The organism is Corynebacterium sp. LK26 (genome assembly GCF_014335085.1).
GTDB lineage: Bacteria > Actinomycetota > Actinomycetes > Mycobacteriales > Mycobacteriaceae > Corynebacterium > Corynebacterium jeikeium_D.
Genome location: NZ_PDHB01000004.1, coordinates 101,488 through 124,223 on the forward strand (window position 1 = coordinate 101,488; position 22,736 = coordinate 124,223).

The window sequence follows — 22,736 nt, forward strand, 5'->3', positions numbered from 1 at the left end:
GCGGACTCGTCGGTCTCGCCAACCTGCGTACCCTCCCGCAAATCCTTTACGTTGGAGGAATGACTGACAGCCGCTCCAGCTCTAGCACCAGCCCCAGACCTCGCATGCTCGTCCCCGATGCCGCTCGCGGATTCGCTCTCCTCGGCATCGCAATCGCGAACATTGCCACTGCCTGGCTGGTTGCAGATCCCGAACTGCCCGCAGCATTCTTCGGAGGCGTCATAAACGACAGCATCGCCGACAAGGCCACCGTGCTGTTTACCGCTGTGACCGCACATAGCCGCGGGCTGCCGATGTTCGCAACGCTGCTCGGCTTCGGTGTCGGACTCATTGTCCGCAGTTTGGCCAGGAGGAACTTTCCACGGTCGCGGGCGCGGGTGGTCGTCGTAAAGCGATATGCGTTCCTGGGGCTGTTCGGCATCGCGCACATGCTGTTTCTGTTCTTTGGCGACATCATGTTTCTCTACGGCATCTGCGGCATCATCCTGGGGCTGCTTATGGGGCTTAGCAACAAGGTGCTGACTATCCTCGCATGGATTGCGCTGACAGTTAATGCGGTATTGAGCCTGCTGTTTTTGGTTTTCACAATTGCGATGCCCGACGTCGGGTTGGACGGTTCCGACATGACCGAGCTCGTCAACGGCGGTGCGATTGAAACAAGTTACCTGGATATGCTCGCCGCGAATCTCGAGGCCCTGACAATGAGCATCACTACTCTGCCGCTACAGCTGTTCCTCTACCTGCCGGTGATGATGATTGGCTTCGTGTGGGCGCGCAAAGGCGTGCTTGACGACGTTGACGCGCACCGTCCCCTGCTTATTCGGTGGCTCGTGGTGGCCGTGATTGTCGCCTTCGGTGTCGGTATCCCTATGGGGTTGGCAGCGATTGGAGTTCTTCCAGCCGGACAGCACATGGCCTTCTTGGTAATTAATAACTTTGCCGGAGTGTTCGCCGGTCCTGGCATCCTAGCCGGGCTGGCGTTGGCGCTGCAGCCGCTCCAGCGACGCCTGAACGAGGGCGCCGCTGTACCAGGTTGGCTGGTGCCGATTGTGGCGCTCGGCAAGCGTTCGATGACCGGCTACCTGATGCAGTCGGTGATCTTCTTTGTGCTGGTGTACCCGTTTATGCTGGATATCCCGCGCGACATGGGCGCGTTCGTGCAAACGCTCATCGCTGTAGGCGTCTGGTTGGTGACACTGTTGGCCGCGTGGGCGATGGAGCGTCGCGGCATGCAGGGGCCGTTTGAGAAGGTGCATCGCCGGCTGTCGTACGGGCCGACGATGCGGGCGGAGGTGGCCGGGGTCGGTGGCCCCAAGCCAACTCCGCAGGAGGCGCCGGGCGCACCAGCTCCGCAGGGGGCGCCGGGCGCTTAAGTGCTCTGCACCCATTTCGCCCCTGCCGCGGCTAACGGTCAATGCGCTACTTGCCCTTACGCGTTGCCTTCACCACTCGCTTGGTGGTGCGCTTGACTGCCTTCCTGGTGGTCTTCTTCGCAGCCTTCTTCGTGGTCTTGCGAGTCGACTTCTTCGCAGCCTTCTTAGTGCCACCATCGGCGGCTTCCTTCGCGCGGCGCTCAGACAGCAGCTCGCAGGCGCGGGCATCGGTCAGAGTCTCAGGCGTATCCCCCTTGCGCAGCGAAGCATTGGTGACACCATCGGTGACGTACGGACCGAATCGGCCATCCTTCACCGACATCGGGCGACCGGAGACATCGTTGTCGCCCAGCTGCTTCAGCGGCGGCTTCGCAGCAGCGCGACCGCGGCGCTTCGGCTCAGCGTAGATACGACGCGCCTCGTCCAATGTCACGGTGAAAATCTGCTCTTCGTTAGCCAGTGAACGCGAGTCCGTGCCCTTCTTCAGGTACGGACCGTAACGGCCATTCTGAGCAGTAATAACCTCGTTATCGACCGGGTCGACACCGACCTCGCGCGGCAGGCTCATCAGCTTCAGAGCCTCTTCCAGCGTGACAGTCGACGGCTCCATGGAGGAAAACAGCGAGGCCGTCTTCGGCTTCAGAGTTTCCTCGATGATTTCCGCGGTGCGCTTTTCCTTCTGCTTGGCAGCGGTCTTGGTTTCCCAGTTCTTCTTTCGCTTGCCCTCGGCAGCGCGCTGAGCGTCCTCTTCGGCGCGCTCAGCTGCGATGATCTCCTCAGCCTTGGCTACGACACCTTCGCGCTCTTCATCGGTAACCAGCTCGGTGACGTAGGGGCCGTAGCGGCCATCACGAGCAACAATCATGCGACCATTGGCCGGGTTAATGCCCAGCTCACGTCCGCCCTGCGGCATCGCCAGCAGCTTCTCGGCAGCGGCCAGATCCAGCTCGTCCGGAGTCATGGCCTCCGGGATGTTGGCGCGCTGCACCTCGTCGGCACCGTTTTCACCGGCCCCCGGGCGCGTACGCTCCAGGTACGGCCCATAGCGGCCAACGCGAACGATGATCGGGTTGCCCTCGGCATCGTCGAAAAGGTGGAGCGAATTGACCTTCCGAGCATCAATCGATTCCAAGTTCACATCGATGATGCTCTTCAGACCACCGTGGGTCGCAATAGCGTCGGCTCCCTTGTGGCGGTGATCCTTGTCATCGCCGAAGTAGAAACCGGTCAGCCAGGTCGTGCGATCCTTATTGCCCGCAGCAATGCCGTCGAGCTCATCCTCCAGCTCGGAGGTGAAGTCGTAGTTGACCAGATCGGAGAACGCTTCCTCCATCAGCCCCACCACGGCAAAGGCCACCCACGAGGGCACCAGAGCGTTGCCGCGAGGGTAGACGTAGCCGCGATCCTGAATGGTCTTGATAATCGACGCGTAGGTCGACGGACGCCCAATTCCCAAGTCCTCCATCTTCTTCACCAAGCTGGCCTCGGTGAAGCGCGCAGGCGGGTTGGTGGAGTGGCTGTCGGCACTGAAGTCCGTGGCCGTCAGGCCCTGGCCTTCCGTCAACTGTGGCAGCCGCTTCTCAGCGTTGTCGGCGACCTTGCGGCCGTCGGAAAGCGCGGAGACCTCGACGTATGCCTTGAGGAAGCCCGGGAAGCGAATCGTGCGTCCAGTGGAGGCGAACTCGACGGCGTGCGTGTCGGTGGCGCCGGCGATGGTGACCTTCATGGACGTGCCGCGTGCGTCGGCCATCTGCGAGGCGACCGTACGCTGCCAAATCAGTTCGTAGAGCTTGAACTCCTCGGCATCCAGCGATCCCGCCAGCTGCCCCGGCGTTGCGAACGTCTCGCCAGCCGGACGAATTGCCTCGTGAGCTTCCTGCGAGTTCTTCACCTTGCGCGAGTACTGGCGCGGCGCATCGGCGACGTACTCCGAGCCGTAGAGCTCCAGCGCCTGCTTACGCGCGGCGTCAATACCGGCCTTGGACAGCGTCGTGGAGTCGGTACGCATGTAAGTAATGTGACCGTTTTCGTACAGACGCTGCGCCACACGCATCGTGCGCTCAGAGGTGTAATGCAGCTTGCGGCCCGCCTCCTGCTGCAGCGTAGAAGTCATGAACGGCGGGTACGGGCGGCGCGTGTACGGCTTCTCCTCCACCGACGCGACCTTGAGCTCAGAGCCCACGAGGTCCGCCGCCAGGGTTTCGGCGAGCTGCTTATCGACGACCCGGATGCCATCGGACTTCTTCAGCTGGCCACGGTCATCGAAGTCTCGGCCCTGCGCTACGCGCTGACCATCAACGCTGGTCAGGGTTGCAACGAATTCCTTCGGCTGGTTGGCGTCAGCAGAAGTCGAGCCGGTGTCCAGAGTGGCGGCGACATCCCAGTACTCAGCGGAGATAAACGCCATGCGCTCGCGCTCACGCTCGACGATGACACGCGTTGCCACCGACTGCACACGGCCTGCCGACAGGCGCGGCATGACCTTCTTCCACAGCACCGGGGAGACCTCGTAGCCGTAGAGGCGGTCGAGGATACGGCGACCTTCCTGGGCATCAACCAGGTTCTGGTCCAGCTCACGGGTGTTGGCGGCGGCCTCCAAGATGGCTTGCTTGGTGATCTCATGGAACACCATGCGGCGCACCGGCACCTTGGGCTTCAGAACCTCCAGCAAGTGCCAGGCAATAGCCTCGCCCTCACGGTCGGGGTCCGTTGCGAGATAGAGTTCGTCGACTTCCTTGAGCTTGGCCTTCAGGTCGGCGACTTTCTTCTTCTTATCAGCGCTGACGACATACAACGGAGCGAATCCGTTGTCGACATTCACGCCCAGACGAGCCCAGGGCTCCTTCTTGTAACGAGCCGGAACATCGGCTGCGCCACGGGGCAAGTCGCGAATGTGGCCCACCGACGCCTCCACGATGTAATCATCGCCGAGATACGGCTGAATCTTGCGAGCTTTCGTCGCCGACTCGACAATTACAAGGCGCTTGAGGCCGTCTGAATTCGCCATAGAAGTTTTTCTATCCTGCAACGTTGAATGTTTTTGACTGTTTAGATTCTTGTTTTCGTTTAAATCTTGGGGTTCTTGGCCGGACTCTGGCTGGGCTTCAGCTGTGAGAAGCCCGCAATCGGTTCCAACCGGTTCCGATCAGTGCAAATCAGTTCCCGGCCGCGTTCTCCCCGGAAGATTATCTGGAAAGAATATGAAGAATATAAGGAATACCGTACACACAATCTAGTTTGTCGCGTGGATTCCTCAAGTATCGGGCGGATTTTGGGTGTGACTGAAGGGGCTGCTGTGGGGGATCCCGGTGGCCGGCAGTTGCCGACCCGACGGCTGCTGTGCGGCTGGCCATGATCATCCCCGTGGCTGTCAGTGGCTGGCCACGACAGGCCGCAGCGGGCGCAGCCGCCGCAGCGGCCGCGTGATCGCGGGCTGCAAATGTGAAACTGTATGAGTTTATGACACTTTCAAGCCATTTTTCGGGCCATTTTTGTCATAAACGTAGTCAGTAACTCGGATTGACCCACTGCCACCAGAAATGCAAAAATCCCACGCAGAAATTACTTTCCGCGTGGGAGAATCAAGGCTCACCCCATGAACACAACATGGGCCTTGAAAAGCCAAAAAATTCCGCGCGCCAAACCAGACAAAAGCCCAGTTCAACCTGGAAATGATTGACTTACAGAGGCTTCACATCCAGAGCCTGCGGACCCTTCTGGCCCTCACCAATCTCAAACTCGACTGCCTGGTTCTCTTCCAGCGTCTTGAAACCAGTGCCCTGGATCTCGGAGTAGTGAACGAACACGTCGTTGCCACCGTCAGCTGGGGCGATAAACCCGAAGCCCTTCTCCGAGTTGAACCACTTCACAGTACCCTGTGCCATTACAAAACTTCCCAACTTCAGGATTCGATAAAACAAGTATTCGCCACGCACATCCGGCCACACACGATGGGGTAAACACGGCCAAAGCACCCTTTCGCCTCGTGCGAGTTTTTGCTGGGTGCCCGTTGGCGGGCGATACACTCAAAAAGTCTGCCACGTTTGGGGCGCGAGCGCCGATTAGGAACAGCTTCTTGCCACCCCCGTAAACCCGTGTTCGGAGTCCGGAGAAACTGGGGTGTCGAATAGCGAGAATGTGGCTGATAGGAAGCGTCGTCAAGCATATGAAGTGCGCGTTTACAGGAAAGGGTGGTGTCGGTGGAGTCGTTTGGGCGGGAGCTGCTGGGGCCGGTTATTCGTGCGCATCCGCGGGCGACAGTGACGCACATTGCGGACCTTCCTGCGCGCGCTGGCGTGACTGCGCCTTGGCCTGAGTGGGTGCCAAGTTGGCTGAGAGAAGTGCTGGTAGATCGCGGAATTGAGAACCTGTGGACTCATCAGGCGATAACCGCGAACCTCGCCCGCGAGGGCGTGCACTGCGTCGTCGCGACGGGCACGGCGTCGGGTAAATCGCTCGGCTACCTGCTGCCCGTGCTCACAGAACTGTCCGCCACCCCCGCGGCCACCGCGCTGTACCTCTCCCCGACCAAGGCGCTGGGCGCCGATCAGCTGGACACTGCACGCGCGATGGCACCGGCGTCACTGAGTTCGCTGATTTCGCTTTACGACGGCGACACCCCACAAGACGCCCGGCGCGCCATCCGCGACCACGCCCGTTGGGTGTTTACCAACCCCGATATGCTGCATGTTTCGGTGCTCGGCAACCATGTTCGGTGGACGCGGATGCTGCGCAACCTGCGCTATATCGTCGTCGACGAATGCCATGCCTATCGAGGCGTGTTCGGCGCCAACGTCTCTCAGATTCTGCGTCGCCTCCTGCGGCTATCCCGCGAGTACGGCGCCTCGCCGACCGTGATTTTTGCCTCTGCGACGACCAACGACCCCGCTGACCAGGCTCGTCGCCTCATCGGCGAGCCTGTCGAGGCCATCACCGAAGACGGCGCCCCGGTCGGCGAGCGAACGATCGCCCTGTGGGAACCCGGCCTGCTCCCCGACCTCCAAGGCGAGAACGGCGCACCCGTGCGCCGCCCCGCCCCGACCGAGGCCGCGGATATCATGGCCGACCTGCTTGTCGAGGGCGCCCGCACCCTGACCTTCACCCGTTCGCGAAGCAGTGCTGAGAAGGTAGCGCTCGGCGTGCGTGAGCGCCTGGAGAAGCGCCACCGCAGCGATATCGCCGAGCGCATCGAGTCTTACCGCGCCGGCTACCTGGCCGAAGAGCGCCGCGACATCGAGCGCATGCTCGATGACGGCACCCTGCTAGGTGTGGCCACCACCAATGCATTGGAGCTGGGCATTGACGTCGGTGGCCTCGACGCGGTGGTGCAGGCCGGTTTCCCGGGCACGGTCGCTTCATTCTGGCAGCAGGCCGGCCGCGCGGGTCGTCGTGGCCAGGGCGCGCTGGTGGTGCTGGTGGCTCGTGATGACCCCATGGACACGTACTTGGTCCACAACCCGTCCGCACTGCTGGGCAGGCCGGTGGAAAAGACCGTCTTCGATCCCCGCAACCCACATGTGGTGTGGTCACACCTCTACTGCGCGGCTGTGGAGAAACCCGTCACCACCAGCCAGCTTCAAGCGTGGGGAACCATGCCCGTAGCCGAAGACATGGTGGCCGCAGGCTGGTTGCGCAAGCGCACCTGGGAAGGACAAGAACCTGTCTACTACCCGACCGACCGCGATGAGGGACCGCGCATTGCCACTGCCCACGATGCCGTGAACGTCCGTGGCGGCGATGGTCAGGAAGTGGCTATCGTCGACCAGACCGATGGTCGCCTGCTTGGCACCATCGATCTTGGCCGTGCGATGCAGCAGGTCCACGACGGTGCCGTCTACTTGCACCGCGGTGAGTCCTATCTTGTCGACCAGCTGGACTTCGACAGCCTCGTCGCCCTGGTCCACCCCGAGCAGCCGCGCTATTCCACCAGCTCGCGCATGGACACCACCATCCGCATCCTCGATGTTGACGATATGCGCCACTACCAGGGCTTACAGGTCGCTTCCTGCCAGGTCGAGGTCTTTCACCAGGTCACCTCCTATCTTCGTCGTCTGGATACCGGCGAGATTCTCGACAGTGTTGAACTTGACTACCCTCCGCAGCGTTTGGTCACGCGCGCCGTGGCTTACACAATGCCCGAGTCCACCCTGCGCTCGTGGGGCGTGGGCTCCGACATCGCGCCGGGGGCTCTCCACGCAGCCGAGCACGCGGCTATCGGCATGCTGCCGCTGATTGCCACCTGCGACCGCTGGGATATCGGCGGTGTTTCCACGGTCATGCACGCCGATACCCAGCAGCCCACCGTTTTTGTTTACGACGGGCACCCTGGTGGTGCGGGGTTTGCCGACCGCGGCTACGAGGCCTTCGCTCAGTGGGTTCGCGCGACCCGCGATGCCGTCGCCGCCTGCGAGTGCGAATCCGGCTGCCCGTCGTGCATCCAGTCGCCCAAGTGCGGCAATGGCAACGATCCGTTGGACAAGGCCGGCGCAATCAAGGTGCTCAGTGGGGTGTCGCGTGCGCTTAACGACGGCCAGTAGCAGCATCCTCCACCGCTTCCGGCCCTGCTCTGGACGTTGCTTTTCTCTCCTTTCGTTGGACGCTGACCTGCACGTCCTCCCCATCAATCTCGCAAGCCACAAGGCGTGCGTGGTTAGCTTTTGCGATTGACCCCGCAGCTTTGCAGGCGTCGTCGCTCTCTTGCGCAGCCACGGCGCCGGCCACCGCGGCCAGATCCGCTGCTACCGCTGCCTGCCGCGCCTGCACCACCCTCACCCCGGCCGTAACTCCGACCAAAGTCAGAACGACGAAAGCGGCGATGAACAGTGCGGCTGCGACCGTGGTGGAACCTTCTTCTTCGCGGAGAAGGCGGGCTGTCACGTTTCTCATGACGATGCCGCTCTTTCCCGCAGTGCGACCGCGCGTGCTTCCAGCGAAAATGGCCCCGCTGAGCGCCGAATGGTCACGCGCACGGTACCGGAGGTTTCCGATATCGCGACCTGCCCATCCGCGTCGGCGCGGAGCTCGGCTACTGTCTCCGCATCGCCCCGCGCCTCAGCCCGTGCGATGGCTCCGGCTGCGTCGGTAAGCCCTAGGTACATTGCGATGGTGACCAGCCCGGACAGAGCCGTGGCCATGACCGTGACCAGTGCCGCGAGACCGAAAGCGGTTTCTACCGTGGTTTGGCCTTCGTCGCCGACGCACAGGCGATGAAGCGTAGAGCGGATGCGGCTAGACATCGGTGTTGAGCGCCCTTTCGATGATGTCGGTGAGCGCCTGGGTGATATCGCCGCCGGTCACGACGGTGTAGAGCAGGGCTCCGAAAGCGGCGGCCGCAATAGTTCCGAGAGCATATTCCACGGTTGACATGCCGTTTTCCTCAGTTGCCAGAGCGTGCAGACGCTTGTGCAAATACGAGCGCAGCTGGGACTGCGCAGCGGTCAGCGGATTGGTTGAAGAGTTGGTTGGAAGGTTGGTCGGATGGTTGGAGTTTTGAGCGGTCATGAGTGTTTCCCCCTGTGTGGATGTCGAGTGACAGGTCAGTTGTGAGGTGTGATGTGCATTGATGCGGGTTGATCCGTGTTGATGCGGGTTGATGCGTGTTGGATTGCGGCGCGGCAGGCGGACCACGCGCACAACCGAAGCCACAGCTGAGAGCGCAACCAGCACTGCATCCGGCGCGTGCCAGCGCGCGAGGCTGGGCGCAGAAGTGTCCACGCTTCATGACGGCATCAGTCCTGCAAACATTTCGTCGGCAAGCCCAGCGATGGTGGGCACCAAACCCAGCACCACAAACGCGGGTAGAAAGCACAACGCCAGCGGCCCGGCAATGAGGACACCAGCCTTTTCGGCGACGGCTTGCGCCGCATCGTGCGCTTGACTGCGGTACGTGGCAGCGGTGTCCTCCAAGGCCTGCGCCAGAACGGTGCCGGATTCGCTTGCGCGGCGCCCAGCCGTCGCCAGAGGCACGAGCGCGGGTGTGGCAGCAAGGCTGTCCCAAGCTGAGTGCGCGCCCACGGACAACCTGGCGGAACACTGTCGAAGGGGCTCGGCCAGCTCAGGGTTTGCACCATCGGCAGCTGCTGCCATGGCCTGCGACAACGGCATACCGGAGCTCAAACAAGCGCCAATGATGTCGAGGGCCGCTGCGGCATCGAGCAGCACAGCCGGGCTGATGCGCTCACCGCCAATGACAGTTCGCACACGTTCCCGCACCTGTGCGGCAATTTGCGCCACCCGATTGGCCACCTGCCGGCGTACGCCTCCTCGCGTACGAACATCCGATTCGGCTACCAACTCGGGCAGTCGGCTGCGAACGGGATTGAACGTCGGCAAGCAGAGGTAGACGGCGATGAGAAGTGCGGCGGCAATCATTGTCCGGCCTCCGCACGATCGATGATGGCGACCGCCCATTCGATGCCCGCGCACACCAGCCCGACACCGATGACCAGCACAATTCCTCCGATACCGCGACTGAGGAACTCGAATGGGGACGCTCCGAAAGCTTGCCCCATGACCAAACCGAACACCGGCAGTGATGCCAAGATGGCGATCGTCATGCGCGGTCCCGCCAGCGCGGCAGACGTCTGTGAGCGATGCGCCTGACGAGCCTGCAGATCACCCCGCGCGCAGTCCAGCAACCCAGCCAAACTCAGACCGTGTTGCTGCGCCACCGTCCACATACGCCCAATCCGGCGCAGTTGCTCCGAAGATTCTTCGCCCTCCCACGGGTCGGCGAAGTGCGCGCGATGCGCCGCGTGCGCGAGATGATCAGCCAACACAGTCTCATCCTCTGACCTGCGCAATTCCGCTGCTGCCGCGTTGAGCGCTCGTGAAGCCGCCGCTCCTACGCGCAACTGCGCGGTCAAGGTCTCCAGCGCTACCGCAGCGCTGTCCGCTTCCCGACGTTCACAGCGCCTCTCCCCCACAGCGCGCACTACTGCCGCTGCGGTGCGGCCCAGCAACAGCCCGGCTACAACGCCTGGAATCCCGGCGAGCCACAGCAACACGAGTGCTGGGCCTGCAACGATGAGGATTGATAGTCCTGCAGTTCGATTCGCACTGCCAGTGGTTGCTGCGCTCGACACCGTGGAACCAGCACCAAGTCCAACCATGCGCTGCAACCACTTCAGCCCGCTGGACACCTCGCGGGCACGGCCTGCCAGTGCTCGCGAGCGCACCGCCGCCGAGCTGTCCGGCCAGATAGCGACTGCCGCAGCCGCTCCCCCAATGAGCATCGCCACGCTAAACTCTTCCCCCATAGCTGTTAATCTCCCCGTCTAATCCCCTGACTTTTCCTCTAGTCATTCCATCGGGTATTCCACCGGTTATTCCCCGCCGACCAGCAACTTCTGCAACGCTTCCCAACCCGGCCCAGGCCCATCCCGAGCAGTCCAGACCTCCACCACCTCCGGTGGGTTACCGCGTAGCAGCCCGATCTGTGCCAGCCGGCGAACATCAGCGCGTTCGACCACCAACACCACCTGCACCGCAGAGACCAACTGCGCATGCAGCCCGGCGCGACTAAGGCCACCGATCAACCCCAAAGCCTCAAAGCGCGCGACGACATCCCCAATCCGGTTGGCGTGAATTGTCCCTGCCCCACCGCGATGCCCCGTGTTCAACGCAGCCAGCAGATCCACCACTTCGGCGCCACGAATCTCACCGACGACAATGCGGTCGGGACGCATGCGCAACGCCTGCTTCAGCAACTCCTGCTGCCCAATCGCACCGGCCCCCTCCAAGTTGGCGGCTCTGGTCACCAGCTTCACCACATGGGGATGCTGCGGTTGCAACTCCGGAGTGTCCTCGATGCACACAATGCGCTGGTCAGGATTAACTTCTGAGAGCATCGCCGCCAATAGCGTCGTCTTTCCCGCACCCGTGCCTCCGGCGACAATAAACGACAGCTGTCCCGCCACGATTCCCCGCAACACCGGCAGAATCTCCGGTGGAAACAGCCCGATATCGCACAACTCCGCAAGCCCGCGACGAGCCGGACGAAGCACTCGCAGGCTAATCTGAGTGCCGGTCGCTGACGGTGGGGAAAGCACCGCATGAACTCGCACACCACAGCCGCCGACACCACCAGGAATATGGCCGTCGGCCCAAGGTTGCGCGTCGTCAAGCCTTCGTCCGCACCGCGACGCGAGCCGCACCGCATACGCGCGCACCTCGCCCTCGTCCGCGAAGGAAATCTCGGCCCGCTCCAGTCCGTTGCCGGCGTCGACCCAGACCTCGCCGGGCGCGGTGACCAGCACATCGCTGACACCCGGGCGGCGCAACAGCGCATCCAACACGCCCGCGCCCACTGTTTCCTCACGAATCGTGCGTAGAATCTCCAGCACCTTCACATCGGAGACAACCCCCGAGGTCTCTGCGCGAATGATGTCGGCGACCTCGCTATGCGATGCCACCCCAGGCCGCTCCGCAAGCGCCGTCCGCACCGCCGCCAACAGCCTGACATCATCCATCGCCACCACCGCCGACAAGGGCAAACATCGCTCCCAATCCCCGCGTCAGCTTGCCGACGGCCCCAGCGAGCCCGCCCACATCTATCTCGTGAGCTACTTTCTTGCAGTACTCAATCTCACCAGCAATGGGCAGATCGAGCGCGTACTCAATCTCTTCGACACTGATATCGCGGTGCTGCTGGTGCCGAACCGCGAGACTTGGCGTGAATCCTGCCTGTGCACAGACTCTGGCCAGGTGTCCACCGGCTGCGATAGCTCGGACAGAGGCGGGCAGGATGATGACGGTGTCATCGGCAAGCGCGCCGAGAGTGGTGACGTACTCCACTTGCTTCGGGCAGTCCACGATGACCGTAATTCCGGCATGAATAAGGCAACTAATGGTGCTGGCAATGTGCCGGACATCGTCGGGCCTGTCGGTTCTGCCGGGTCTGTCGGCGCTGTCGAATTTGTTGTTCGCCGAGGCGTGGTTGTAAGCCGTCTCGGGCGTGCGACTGCGAGTCCACGTCAACACTTTCAGCGCGGGCGATCGCGGGCAGGATGGCAGTGCTTCGTAGAGTGCCGCCCCGTCAAGACGGCCATCAGCAGCCGAGAAGTCTTGCCACCTCAGTCCCGGTTCCGTTTCCATCCCGAGCACCAGATCAATACCTCCCGCCAGCGCATCTGCGTCCACCAAGCAGATGGGCCTTTCGCGGGAAAGAACCAATGCACTCGCTGCCGCCGTAATGGAAGCACCGGCACCGCCGACCGCAGGAACCACCATCAGGCACGTTGCCGTGGAATCGGTTGTAGTTGCTGGCACGTTCGGTGCGGGTTCTGTACCTGGTGCTGTAATCACGTCTGCGCTCGCAGGTGACGCTGGGGTGCGTTGGTGGTTCAGGAGGCTCGAGCCGTGTTGGAAATCGGAGAGCCTCGGACCATCCGGGCGTACCTCGGCTCGGCCGAGAAGTTCGACAATATCGACGTTATCCGCGGGCAAACTAGCGCTGTAAACAGGAGCTAAAACCTTCGCCACCTGCGTATCTTCCGCCTCAGTATCACTGCGGACCAGAAAGATTGCTCCCTCACAATGAGGCCGCCCGGCTAATCTTCGGGCTGCCGACGCATCAACGAACACCGCTGGTGCCCGACGCCACAGGGCCGATGAAACTCCCGCTCCGGTCGATGCGGGCACTGACGCTGTGGCTGATACTGGTGGTGATGCTGGCGACGATGTCAATGCTTGTGCGGCCACTGGCGCTGTAGCCACAGGTGGCACGGTCTCTTGCACACAGTCACGACCGGTAGCAGCGACTATGAGTGCAACCTCTTCACGCAGCGCTTCATCATCGACAGCGTTGACTACTGGATTTGCTGGAGCCCCGGTTCGCTGAGCCATGGACAGTTGCTTGATTGCCATGGCCATAGCGTGCACTAAAAGGCGGATTCAATGATGCTCGCAAGGAGCCAAAACCTCGCTGTCTGTGGATAATTTTCAGACTGTGGATAACTGCAGAACGCCATGTCGCCTTTGCCTTATGGCTACTGCGCGGCCTGGCCAATGCAAGTTAGTGACTGCGTTTATGTCAAAAATGGCACGAAAAAAGGCCTGAAAGTGTCATAGACTCGCACAGTTTCACATTTGCAGCCCGCATTTTTACTACATGCCCCTCAACATTGGGCCAAAAAAGGGGCGACGCCCCGCGCCGGGGGGGGATTGGCGCGAGGCGTCTTTAACCGGCTCGGGGGGGGGATTGAGCCGGGGCGGCCTCGCAGTCTGTTTCTAAAAAGAACTAGAAGGGGCCAGCCACGTCCAAGTATTACATATCACGAGGAATCTGCAAATACCTTTTAAAGGATTTAATGCCCAATATGTTCGATGTCACGATATTCGATGTCACGTCTCCCCGAGCCCGACATCCCACGTCTCCCCGAGCCCGACATCCATGGGTAAGCTCGGAGTCTATGAACACCGGCGAGAACAAGGCTTCAACAACGCCGCAGCCGCGCGCTTCTACGGACACGAGCAGCTCTAAAGATGCCCAAATCGCTGCAGGCCTCCACGCCACCGCTGACTCTCGCGTCGCTGCGTTCTTTGACCTGGATAAAACCATTATTGCCAAGAGCTCGGCATATGCGTTCAACAAGCAATTCCTCGAGCGCGGCATCATTTCGCCGACAGACATGCTGCAAATGGCGCTCAGCCATGCCCTATACATGTCGCAGGGGCACGATGAGGCGCAAATGGAGGCCACCCGCGAGCAGTTTTCCGCCCTTATCGCTGGTCACAGCGCCAGGGAGCTGCGCCAGGTCGCCATCGAAACCCTAGAGCAGAACATCACGCCGTACATCTACGCCGAGGCATTGGAGCTCATTCGTGAACACCGCGCACAGGGGCATCAGGTGTTCATTATCTCGGCATCGGCTCGGCAGATTGTTGAGCCCATTGCGCAGGCGCTCGGTGTCTACAACGTGGTGGCCACCGAGCTGGAGGTCCGCGATGGGCTCTTCACGGGTGAAACGGAGTTCTTCTGCCGGGGCGAAAACAAGGCTGTGCAGATGCGTCGGATAGCGGAAAAGCGCCAGTTCGACCTGGCCGAATGCTTTGCGTACTCGGATTCCATCACTGATGAGCCCATGCTGTCTGCAGTCGGCCATCCCGTTGTGGTCAATCCCGATCGCGCTCTGCGCAAGATTGCGACGGAACGTGAGTGGCCTGTGCGCCAATTTCGGAATCCCGTCCCGCTGTTTCGCGCGCCGTCGAAACGCAATGCTGCAATTCTTGCCGGCGTCACACTGGCGCTTGGCGCGGGTGCGACGCTATTGGCACTGCGCAAAAACGACGACGAGCCAAAGGCCGACTAACCCATCATCCGGCAGCCGGCCCGCCTACACCGCTTCGGCGATACCGCGCGCTTCCACGGCACCGGCCTTCAGCCCCTCCAGGTGCAGGAGAATCCACGCACGCAGGCCATCGGCGCTTCCCGACGCGAACCCCTCTGCGGCCTCGAAATACTCCTGGCGGTGGCGAGTCCAGTAGACCTCAGGCACGGCCAAGCCACGCGGATCCAGGCCGGTTGCGACAGTTGTCAGTCGCGAGGCGGCGCGGGCGATGATGCCGTTGTGGTACTCGAAGGGGCGCAGAGTCAGCAGCTCACCGTGCACAATCGCCGAGAGCACACCAGCGTGAATCTGGCTGCGGCCAGTGATGAAGTCACCGAGCACGTGCAGACGCTGCTCCTTCATCGCAGACGAGAGCTTGTCGTCACCGACCGGACGGCCGGCCTTCATCCGCGCCTCGGAACCGTCTTCAGTCTCACCTGCGGGCGATGCGTTCAACGCAAACTTGGCCAGCACTTGCTGCGGAGCGCGCTGCCACACGCGGGTGGTCTCACCAATTGACTCCGGGGAAATGGTGTCGGCAACCCGCAGGGCTGCTGCGAGTACGGGATCGGTGATGTTGCCGTCGTCGGGAAGCGATGGCTCGCCGCCTTCTAGCCACGCCGATGCCCGCGCGCCACGCAGGACCGACTCGGAGCCGGTGACGTTGTGCTTGCGCAGGTTGGCCTTGTGCCTATGGACGGCCTGGATAGCCTTGGCCGCGACATCAGCCGCGTGTGCAACGCCGTCGAGCTGCCACAGGGGCGCGAGGGGGTCCTTGGGGTCAAGCTGCGGGATAGCAGCGGCGGGAGCACTGTCAGCGCGACCGGCACCCGATTCAGATGCCTTCGCCTGCGCTGCCTCACGCTCTGCGCGCTTCTTCGCCGACACGGAGGACACACCCAGGCTCATGCCAGCTAGGCCACCCTTTCCGACACCGGCGCCATTGCCGTCACCATTGCCAGCACCGGCACCAACTCCATCGGCTCCACGCACGTTCTCAGGCTGATTGTTCATATCCCACACCCTAATTCTTCACCGCTAAGTAAGTGACAAACTTATATAGAAATGGTCAAAGATGAGAAAAACTTCAACGAGTTCTTGGCTTTTTCGCCCTTATGGCGCGCCCTACCCACAATCAGAGGTAGTATGGCAGTTTGTAACTGCAGTTTTAAAGTTTCAAACCATCTTTTCCAACCATCTGCGTAGGAGGAAGTACACGTGAGCAACGACGATACGAAGGGTCTCTTTACCGACGGCACCGAACCGCGTGTTACCGCTATCCCGCTGAGTGATGTGGATAGCAACGCATCGGGTGATGCTAGCGTCGGCCAGCTCGTGTCTAATGCTTCTTCGCAGATTTCCGCTCTGGTTCGCTCTGAGATTGAGCTGGCCAAGGCCGAAATTGCTGGCGAGGCTAAGAAGGGCGCAGTTGGCGGTGGCTTCTTCGCGGTTGCCGGCGTCGTCGCGCTGTACTCCTCGTTCTTCTTTTTCTTCTTCCTCGGCTGGCTGCTGGATGTTTGGCTGCCAACCTGGGCTGCATTCCTCATCGTTTTCGTTCTGATGCTGGTCATCGCCGGTGTGGCAGCACTGCTGGGCCTGAAGAAGGTCAAGTCGATCCGCAAGCCGGAGAAGACCATCGAGTCGATGCAGGAGCTGAAGGGGGTCGTGCCGTCGGGGTCGGCGAAGAAGTCTTCGCAGTCGAACGGTATGTACACCTAAAGGCTTGAAAGAAATTGGGCGGGACTTGTTGGTCTCGCCCTTTTGTCTTATTCAGTCCCGGTTTAAGCCCTTCGGATAAGGTATTTTCCCCTCATGACCTCCCTCAGCGATTCTCTCACTGGCCCCTGGCGTCATCGTCTCATTCACGTCCGCGGCCAGCGCCTACACATCGCCGAGTGCGGCCGCCCCTCCGATCCGCTCGTGTTGTTTATTCACGGCTCGACTGGCGGTTGGTTTGAATGGCGCGAGGTTTTGCCACTGCTTAACGACGACTCGGGAGACCCCCTCCCCGTGCACGCCGTGGCTATCTCTATGCGTGGCTACGGTCAGTCCGACCGAACACCGCAAGGCTACGATCCGTTTGAGGCGGCCCAGGACATCGCCTCATCGATTCGCTCGTTGGGGCACTCGACCGCGCTGCTGGTCTGTCAGGGGTTCGGCACCTGGGTGGCGTGGACGTTGGCTTCGCGGCAGCCCAATCTTGTCTCCGGAATTATTGGTTGTGGTGCTGCACATCCGAAAGTGTGGCTGAACCAGTTGAAGAGCCCGTGGTCGGAGGACTTCCGCAGTAGCCTGGCTCCCCTGCTGCGCCGTTCGTGGTGGGACTCGCGGCCACGGGTACCGCAGTTGCGTCGCAATAAGTTCAGCACGCAGGCGGCTGAGGCTCGCCAGCAGCGGCTTATTGACCGCATCGTGCGCGAGTCCATGTCCACCACCGGGCAGGGGTTTGCCGAGACCCCCGAGGGAAAACAGACCGCGGAACTCATGGCTGACAGCCTGGCCAGTGGTGCACTCCGCCCTGCACTGGCTCACATGAATTGGTGGACGCGGCCGGCTCCGGCCGCTTTCCGCAAGTGGTTGAGTGCGATGGAGGGCCCGTCGAAAAACGATGAGCACACGGTGCTGCTCGTCGGCGAGCAGGACACTCGTACCCCACGTGCGCTAGTGGAGCTCAGCTCCACCCACGTGCGCGTTGTGCCGGATTGTGGGCACTTCCTGCCGGCAGAGAAACCTCAGGCTGTGGTGCAGGCAATCAGGGATCACCTGCACTGGTTGCCGGAGGGGTCTTAGACTCAGGCTCGGCTGGGGTTAGCCGGAACTCTCCTGCGGTTGCGGCTGGGGCTGACCTGCCCATAGACACACAACTTTCCGCTTACCCTGCCACGCACTGCTGCGTGCCGATCGCCCCGTAGTTATCCATCGCCTCATCAATGTGTGGCTGGACCTCGGCGTGCGTCAGCGCGTAACCAGTCTGGTCATTATTCACACCGGCACCGAAGACCAAGCCCAGAATCTGACCCTGCGGCGTAATCAGTGGGCCGCCCGAGTTGCCGTGGCGCACATCTGCCTTCAGAACATAGGACTGACGCTCGTGCCGAGTCGACGAATAAATATCCGGGCCTCGAATAATGATGTTCTCCGTCACGCGCGCAGGTGTGGCCTTAAAGGGCCCGGACTCGGGAAAGCCCAGCACTACCGCGTCATCGCCCGGACGAGCTTCCTGATCCGCCCACTGCATGGGCTCCAGGGGTAGGTCGGTGGTTCGGAGCAGGGCGACGTCGTCAAGCGGATCGTAGTGCACGACGTTCGCGTCAGCCATGCCGACCACGGTTTCCAGTCGAACAGTGGTGGCACCGGCGACCACGTGCGCGTTTGTCAGAATCAGATCCGGCGCGATGACAAAGCCAGTACCCTGCAGCAAGCGTTCACACTGCGGGGCCTCGCCCAAGACGCGGACGATGGACGGTCGAATACTGTCGACGACACCTTGTGAAATCACATTGGGGTCGGCGGGTTCATCGGGGACGTTCTGCTTGTAGCCGAATGGCGGAGCGATGGCGGGCATTCCATCATCGCGAAGCTGACGGAGGATGCCACTGAAGCCGTCGCTCCATTCGTCGGGCGCGACCTGGTCAATGAGGTTCATGCCCTTGGACTCACGTACCCAGTCGGCGAACTGCCCGGGCACGGCGGTGGCCAGGGGTACGGCGATCATCCATGTCACTACCAGCGCAGTCACGGACTGCACGATGGCACCGAGGCTCGAATCCAGGCCGACGGCCAACGGCGAGCGAATGGTATTCCGCAGCGACTGCCCTGCCACTGTTCCCACCGCATGACCAATCAACGCCAACAGAATCACCGCGCCGAGGCCCAAGAGAACCTTTCCCGACTGGTTCTCGACCTGCGCCATAGCTAGCGGCGCCAAGGGCACACCAATGACCAAGCCCAGGACAACGCCCAAAATGGCCATAATCGACGAGACGGCGCCCTGCTGCCAGCCGACGATAAGCGTGAAAATGAAAATCGCCAGCAGCGCAACGTCAAACACAGCGATTGCAGGCATCATCGTCGGCCTCCCTTCAGTACGGACAGTTTTTCACCATTAGCGGAACGCGCGAGCACCGGCAAAAGTTTCTGCACGTTGGTGTCGTCCCACGGTTCTGACCAGCCGGCCACGTCTAGCAAGTAGGACAGCACGCCGCCGGTAAAGCCCCAAACGACGAAGTCACCAACCTTAAATGCCGGTCCTGTCCAGCCGTGATAGCCCAGCATCATGCGGTTGTCCGGATTCGTCAGATGGCTAATTGGCACATTGAGCACCGATTCCGTCTCTGCAGGGTCGACCACACGCAGCGGATGCGGTGCATGCCAATACGCCAACACCGGATTCACCGCGAAGCCAGTCCGCGAAATGTCAATCGAGTCCAGCACCCGCACCGGTGTCACCGTCTCTCGGTTCAGGCCGGTTTCTTCCTCGGCTTCACGCAGCGCGGTATCGATTTCATCCACGTCCTCGGGATCGACACGACCGCCCGGAAAAGCCATCTGGCCTGCATGCTTACGCAGGGTTGTCGCCCTGTGCGTAAGTACCACGCTGGCATCCTCCGGCCGTTGGTGCGCCTCCGCATCACCGCTGATCAGCACCAACACCGCCGACCGCGCCGGATTCCGCAACGGTTTCTCCTGCGTCGAGGAGTCTCGCCGCAACTTCGCAAACGCACGCTTCACGCTTGACGACGAAGCGGAGCGACCGGCCACCTGCTGCTCCGAGTGGCCTGTTGTGGCGTGGCTGGCGCTGCTGGCGTGACCTGCCGCGTCGTGATCAGCACTGACCAGGTGCGGCGGCAAACTATTGGTCAACCACTTCGGCAGATACAGCCCCGAGCTTGCGTCACGATTCCACGACTGTCCCTGAGTCACTTCAATGCACCTCGCACGAGATCAGTAATCTGCTGCGCATCGGTGAATTCACCAGGATGAATGGCCGCCACCGTGCCATCTGCCTTAAACACCACGGTGATGGGCACAACTCGCGGTAGATTCAACGCTGGTCCGACCACGTCGACCGTGTCCGAGTAGGTCGGTAGCTTCACTCCGATTTCCTGCAGGAAGGCTTGGCCACGCCCCGCCTCGCGAGCCGCATGCACCGTCGCCACCTGCACATCTGGGTTGTCCTTGGCCCATTGCTCGATAAGCGGTAGCTCTTGGCGACACGGCGCACAGTTCCACGCCCAGACATTAAGCACCGTCGGCTTGCCCGCGACGACCTGCCCCATGTCCACCAGTTCCACTTGCCCAGCCTCGTTGTCCTGGCCTGCTGAGTCTCCCGACTCCGCCAACAGCGGCAAGCGCACACCGGTCAGTGAGCCACTACCCGCTACCGCCGCGATCTCATCCTTTGACATCGCTGGCGCTGCCGGTGCACCATCCACTTCACCATCACTGCCAGCGCCATCCGCACCGACACTCACACCAGATCCGGTCCCACCACCGTCGGCCTCGTCATTGCCACCAGTGGTATTCACAATCGCGAAAATCACCAGACCCACAATGCTAATTCCCGCGATGAGCAGCGTAATCAGCGATGCCGAACGGTTAACGTCCGCCTGCCGATCCTCATAGTGGCCACCATTGTGACTATGACCGCCCTGCTCATTCACGAAAAGTGCTCCTCGACTAGTCCTGTGTCGCTGTGGTGATGCGCGCGCTATCCCCGTCGTCAAGCGCGGAAAGTTCCTCCCCACTGTAGCCGTCATTAAGACCGGCCAGGTAGAGAAGCCATTCCCTGTCGTCTGACTTAATCAACTTCTCCGCAGTCTCCGGCTCCGCCGGCCCCGCGACGCCATACGACGGGCAATCTGCCGCCAAGAAGCACGCCCCGCACGCCGCCCGACGCGAATGACACACCCGGCGACCGTGGAAAATCAGCCGGTGCGAAAACCACGTCCACTCCGCGCGCGGTAGCACCTCCATCATCTCGTGCTCCACGCGCACCGGATCTTCCTGCTCTGTGAGACCCATGCGCCGCACCAGACGCCCAAAATGCGTATCGACCGTCAAACCCGGCACCCCAAAAGCATTCCCCAGCACCACATTTGCCGTCTTTCGCCCCACGCCCGGCAGCTTCACCAGCTCCTCCAACGTGCCCGGCACCTCGCCGCCGTGCTGCTCCATCACCCCCTGCGCAAAACCGATGATGTTCGCAGCCTTATTCCTGTAGAAACCCGTCGGCCGAACGAGCTCCTCGACCTCCTCCTGATTCGCAACCGCCAAATCGGCAGGGCTGGGGTACCTAGCGAACAGCGCCGGCGTGGTCATATTCACCCGCACGTCCGTACACTGCGCCGACAGAATCGTCGCCACCGCGAGCTCATACGGATTACGAAAGTCCAGCTCACAGTGAGCATTCGGGTATGCCACCGCCAGCGTGCGGTTAATCCGCCGCGCGCGCCGCACCATACCCAGGCGCGTCTCCTTCCCCCGCGCCGCCGGATGCGCCCCCACCGCCCGACGCCTCTTCGACGTCAGGGATCCCTGCGGGTGCGTGGGCTGGGGTTTGTTTATCTGGTGCGTGCTTAACGACGATGCCTTGCCAGTCGTATCCATGGTCGTAGTGTATCGGCTACCCCGGATTGCAATTCGCGTGCGCACCTTTCGCGGGCCGAATCCTTAGTTTCATCCGGGATGCGGATAAGACCGGTAGCAGCTCGGGCATATTCGGTCAAAAACCAAAAAGCCATGCCCCACCACATCTTGGAACACCGTTAGCGAATTATTAGTTATAAATACACAGTTCAGCGGCTTTTCACCAGAATTCCCCACAGGCGCAGTGGCTCTTTTGCTACAGTGGTGCTTATCACATCTTGGTGACGGCGTAGTTTTGGGATGCATCTGTAGAGGCGATTTGTCGTGAAATTCGCCCAGGGATGAACCTGCCTTGAAAGCTGGCAGCGGCGTTACCGGGAAAGACCGAAAGTAGTGGGACTAGTGGGACGGGGTAGTTTCTCTTCCTGTTTGGCCACTGCAATCTGTAGTCGAGTGCTAATTTGGCGGCTGCTGGCCTGTATTTACGGTGGTTAGTGGCCAAAGACAGGAGAATTTTACCGTGGATGACGTCAAGGAGATTCTCTCCCGGGCCGGTGTATTTCAGGGAGTCGACCAGGAGGCTGTGCAGGCCTTGCTCGGCGAGCTCGAGACGGTTCGCTTCCCGCGTGGAACCACCATCTTCAATGAGGGTGAGCCGGGCGATCGGCTCTACATCATTATTGATGGCAAGGTGAAGCTGGCTCGTCGCTCAGCCGACGGTCGTGAAAACCTGTTGACCATCATGGGCCCGTCCGACATGTTCGGCGAGCTCTCCATCTTCGACCCGGGCCCGCGCACCTCTTCGGCGGTCTGCGTCACCGAGGTTTCCGCCGCATCCATGAGTGCCGATCAGCTGCAGGAATGGGTTGGTTCACACCCGGATGTTCCAGCTCAGCTGCTGCGCATGCTGGCCCGCCGTCTGCGCCGCACCAACAATTCACTGGCTGACCTCATTTTCACCGACGTCCCAGGTCGCGTTGCTAAGTCCCTGCTTCAGCTGGCCAATCGCTTCGGTGTTCAGGAAGGTTCTGCTCTCCGCGTGAACCACGACCTGACTCAGGAGGAAATCGCACAGCTCGTCGGCGCCTCCCGGGAAACCGTGAACAAGGCTCTGGCAGAGTTCGCCCACCGCGGCTGGATTCGCCTTGAGGGCAAGTCCGTGCTCATCTCCGATACGGAGCGTTTGGCTCGACGCGCACGTTAGCTTGTTGCGCACGTTAGCTTGTGGCGCACGTGGCGCTGCCCAAACGACTCACATCCCGCAGCCTCTGCTTTTGGATCCTCGGTTCCCGTAGGAGCACATGAAACGCATGAGGCTCGCGGGATTTTTGTTGTCTTCCCCCGCTGGCCTGGCATGCTGACCTGGTATGCCGGCCTGCCATGCCGGCCAAGTTTGGCGCACTTATCGACGCTTTTCTGCCACTTATCGATGCTTTCCCGGCACCTA

The 22,736-nt window shown here is 61.4% G+C and carries 20 protein-coding genes; 6 read left to right on the forward strand and 14 right to left on the reverse strand.

Going from position 1 to position 22,736, the window contains the following annotated elements; translation table 11 throughout:
• The first annotated feature begins 59 nt into the window (after positions 1 to 59).
• Positions 60 to 1,373: a DUF418 domain-containing protein gene (locus CRD13_RS05315; RefSeq protein ID WP_370549619.1), complete on the forward strand. Its 1,314-nt coding sequence runs from the start codon at positions 60 to 62 to the stop codon at positions 1,371 to 1,373.
• A 46-nt stretch (positions 1,374 to 1,419) separates the two neighbouring features.
• Here the strand turns inward: CRD13_RS05315 and topA are convergent, their stop codons facing one another.
• Positions 1,420 to 4,380: a type I DNA topoisomerase gene (gene topA / locus CRD13_RS05320; protein WP_187401366.1), complete on the reverse strand. Its 2,961-nt coding sequence runs from the start codon at positions 4,378 to 4,380 to the stop codon at positions 1,420 to 1,422.
• Positions 4,381 to 5,053: 673 nt separating this feature from the next.
• The gene (locus CRD13_RS05325; protein ID WP_005511370.1) at positions 5,054 to 5,257 is read right to left on the reverse strand and encodes a cold-shock protein; all 204 of its coding nucleotides are present in this window, start codon (positions 5,255 to 5,257) and stop codon (positions 5,054 to 5,056) included.
• Between the two features lie 315 nt (positions 5,258 to 5,572).
• Between CRD13_RS05325 and CRD13_RS05330 the strand changes: the two genes are divergently transcribed.
• The gene (locus CRD13_RS05330; protein WP_187401367.1) at positions 5,573 to 7,909 is read left to right on the forward strand and encodes a DEAD/DEAH box helicase; all 2,337 of its coding nucleotides are present in this window, start codon (positions 5,573 to 5,575) and stop codon (positions 7,907 to 7,909) included.
• On the opposite strand, the gene CRD13_RS05335 is transcribed toward CRD13_RS05330, so the two are convergent.
• From CRD13_RS05335 to CRD13_RS05365, 7 genes are all read right to left on the reverse strand, one after another.
• Complete coding sequence (locus CRD13_RS05335) at positions 7,893 to 8,258, reverse strand: Rv3654c family TadE-like protein (protein WP_187401368.1); 366 nt, start codon at positions 8,256 to 8,258, stop codon at positions 7,893 to 7,895. The two genes, CRD13_RS05330 and CRD13_RS05335, sit on opposite strands and share 17 nt — an antisense overlap.
• Positions 8,255 to 8,608 carry a TadE family type IV pilus minor pilin gene (locus tag CRD13_RS05340; RefSeq protein WP_016421936.1) on the reverse strand — a complete coding sequence of 118 codons (354 nt, stop codon included), beginning with the start codon at positions 8,606 to 8,608 and terminating at the stop codon, positions 8,255 to 8,257. The genes CRD13_RS05335 and CRD13_RS05340 overlap by 4 nt, the downstream gene beginning before the upstream one ends.
• Positions 8,601 to 8,873: a DUF4244 domain-containing protein gene (locus tag CRD13_RS05345; protein WP_187401399.1), complete on the reverse strand. Its 273-nt coding sequence runs from the start codon at positions 8,871 to 8,873 to the stop codon at positions 8,601 to 8,603. The genes CRD13_RS05340 and CRD13_RS05345 overlap by 8 nt, the downstream gene beginning before the upstream one ends.
• Before the next feature lie 216 nt (positions 8,874 to 9,089).
• Positions 9,090 to 9,743 (reverse strand): type II secretion system F family protein, encoded by a 654-nt coding sequence (locus tag CRD13_RS05350; RefSeq protein WP_187401369.1) that lies wholly within the window; start codon positions 9,741 to 9,743, stop codon positions 9,090 to 9,092.
• The gene (locus tag CRD13_RS05355) at positions 9,740 to 10,630 is read right to left on the reverse strand and encodes a type II secretion system F family protein (RefSeq protein WP_049189402.1); all 891 of its coding nucleotides are present in this window, start codon (positions 10,628 to 10,630) and stop codon (positions 9,740 to 9,742) included. The genes CRD13_RS05350 and CRD13_RS05355 overlap by 4 nt, the downstream gene beginning before the upstream one ends.
• A 66-nt stretch (positions 10,631 to 10,696) precedes the next feature.
• Positions 10,697 to 11,842: a TadA family conjugal transfer-associated ATPase gene (locus CRD13_RS05360; protein WP_187401400.1), complete on the reverse strand. Its 1,146-nt coding sequence runs from the start codon at positions 11,840 to 11,842 to the stop codon at positions 10,697 to 10,699.
• Positions 11,835 to 13,238 carry a hypothetical protein gene (locus CRD13_RS05365; protein ID WP_224784086.1) on the reverse strand — a complete coding sequence of 468 codons (1,404 nt, stop codon included), beginning with the start codon at positions 13,236 to 13,238 and terminating at the stop codon, positions 11,835 to 11,837. The genes CRD13_RS05360 and CRD13_RS05365 overlap by 8 nt, the downstream gene beginning before the upstream one ends.
• Before the next feature lie 545 nt (positions 13,239 to 13,783).
• Here CRD13_RS05365 and CRD13_RS05370 point away from each other — a divergent pair.
• Positions 13,784 to 14,683, forward strand: a complete 900-nt coding sequence (locus tag CRD13_RS05370) for an HAD family phosphatase (RefSeq protein ID WP_083308459.1) — start codon at positions 13,784 to 13,786, stop codon at positions 14,681 to 14,683.
• 24 nt (positions 14,684 to 14,707) lie between these two features.
• On the opposite strand, the gene CRD13_RS05375 is transcribed toward CRD13_RS05370, so the two are convergent.
• A complete protein-coding gene (locus CRD13_RS05375; RefSeq protein ID WP_187401370.1) occupies positions 14,708 to 15,715 on the reverse strand; it encodes a hypothetical protein in 1,008 nt (335 codons plus the stop codon).
• Between the two features lie 204 nt (positions 15,716 to 15,919).
• On the opposite strand from CRD13_RS05375, the gene CRD13_RS05380 reads away from it, so the two are divergent.
• Both CRD13_RS05380 and CRD13_RS05385 read left to right on the forward strand, forming a co-directional pair.
• Positions 15,920 to 16,420, forward strand: a complete 501-nt coding sequence (locus CRD13_RS05380; RefSeq protein WP_016421928.1) for a phage holin family protein — start codon at positions 15,920 to 15,922, stop codon at positions 16,418 to 16,420.
• Between the two features lie 93 nt (positions 16,421 to 16,513).
• Positions 16,514 to 17,491, forward strand: a complete 978-nt coding sequence (locus CRD13_RS05385) for an alpha/beta fold hydrolase (protein ID WP_187401371.1) — start codon at positions 16,514 to 16,516, stop codon at positions 17,489 to 17,491.
• A gap of 82 nt (positions 17,492 to 17,573) precedes the next feature.
• On the opposite strand, the gene CRD13_RS05390 is transcribed toward CRD13_RS05385, so the two are convergent.
• From CRD13_RS05390 to nth, 4 genes are read right to left on the reverse strand one after another with little or no spacing between them, the layout of a single operon-like run.
• A complete protein-coding gene (locus CRD13_RS05390) occupies positions 17,574 to 18,770 on the reverse strand; it encodes a MarP family serine protease (protein ID WP_187401372.1) in 1,197 nt (398 codons plus the stop codon).
• Positions 18,767 to 19,624, reverse strand: coding sequence for a CoA pyrophosphatase (locus tag CRD13_RS05395; RefSeq protein ID WP_016421925.1), 858 nt, complete (start codon positions 19,622 to 19,624; stop codon positions 18,767 to 18,769). Before CRD13_RS05395 ends, CRD13_RS05390 begins: the two co-directional genes overlap by 4 nt.
• Positions 19,621 to 20,364, reverse strand: a complete 744-nt coding sequence (locus CRD13_RS05400) for a TlpA disulfide reductase family protein (protein ID WP_150963829.1) — start codon at positions 20,362 to 20,364, stop codon at positions 19,621 to 19,623. Before CRD13_RS05400 ends, CRD13_RS05395 begins: the two co-directional genes overlap by 4 nt.
• Positions 20,365 to 20,380: 16 nt before the next feature.
• Complete coding sequence (gene nth, locus CRD13_RS05405) at positions 20,381 to 21,310, reverse strand: endonuclease III (RefSeq protein WP_370549625.1); 930 nt, start codon at positions 21,308 to 21,310, stop codon at positions 20,381 to 20,383.
• A gap of 499 nt (positions 21,311 to 21,809) precedes the next feature.
• Here nth and glxR point away from each other — a divergent pair, with 499 nt between their 5' ends.
• Entirely contained in the window at positions 21,810 to 22,493 is a 684-nt protein-coding gene (gene glxR, locus CRD13_RS05410) for a CRP-like cAMP-activated global transcriptional regulator GlxR (protein ID WP_005511668.1), read from the forward strand.
• The last annotated feature ends 243 nt before the right edge of the window (positions 22,494 to 22,736 follow it).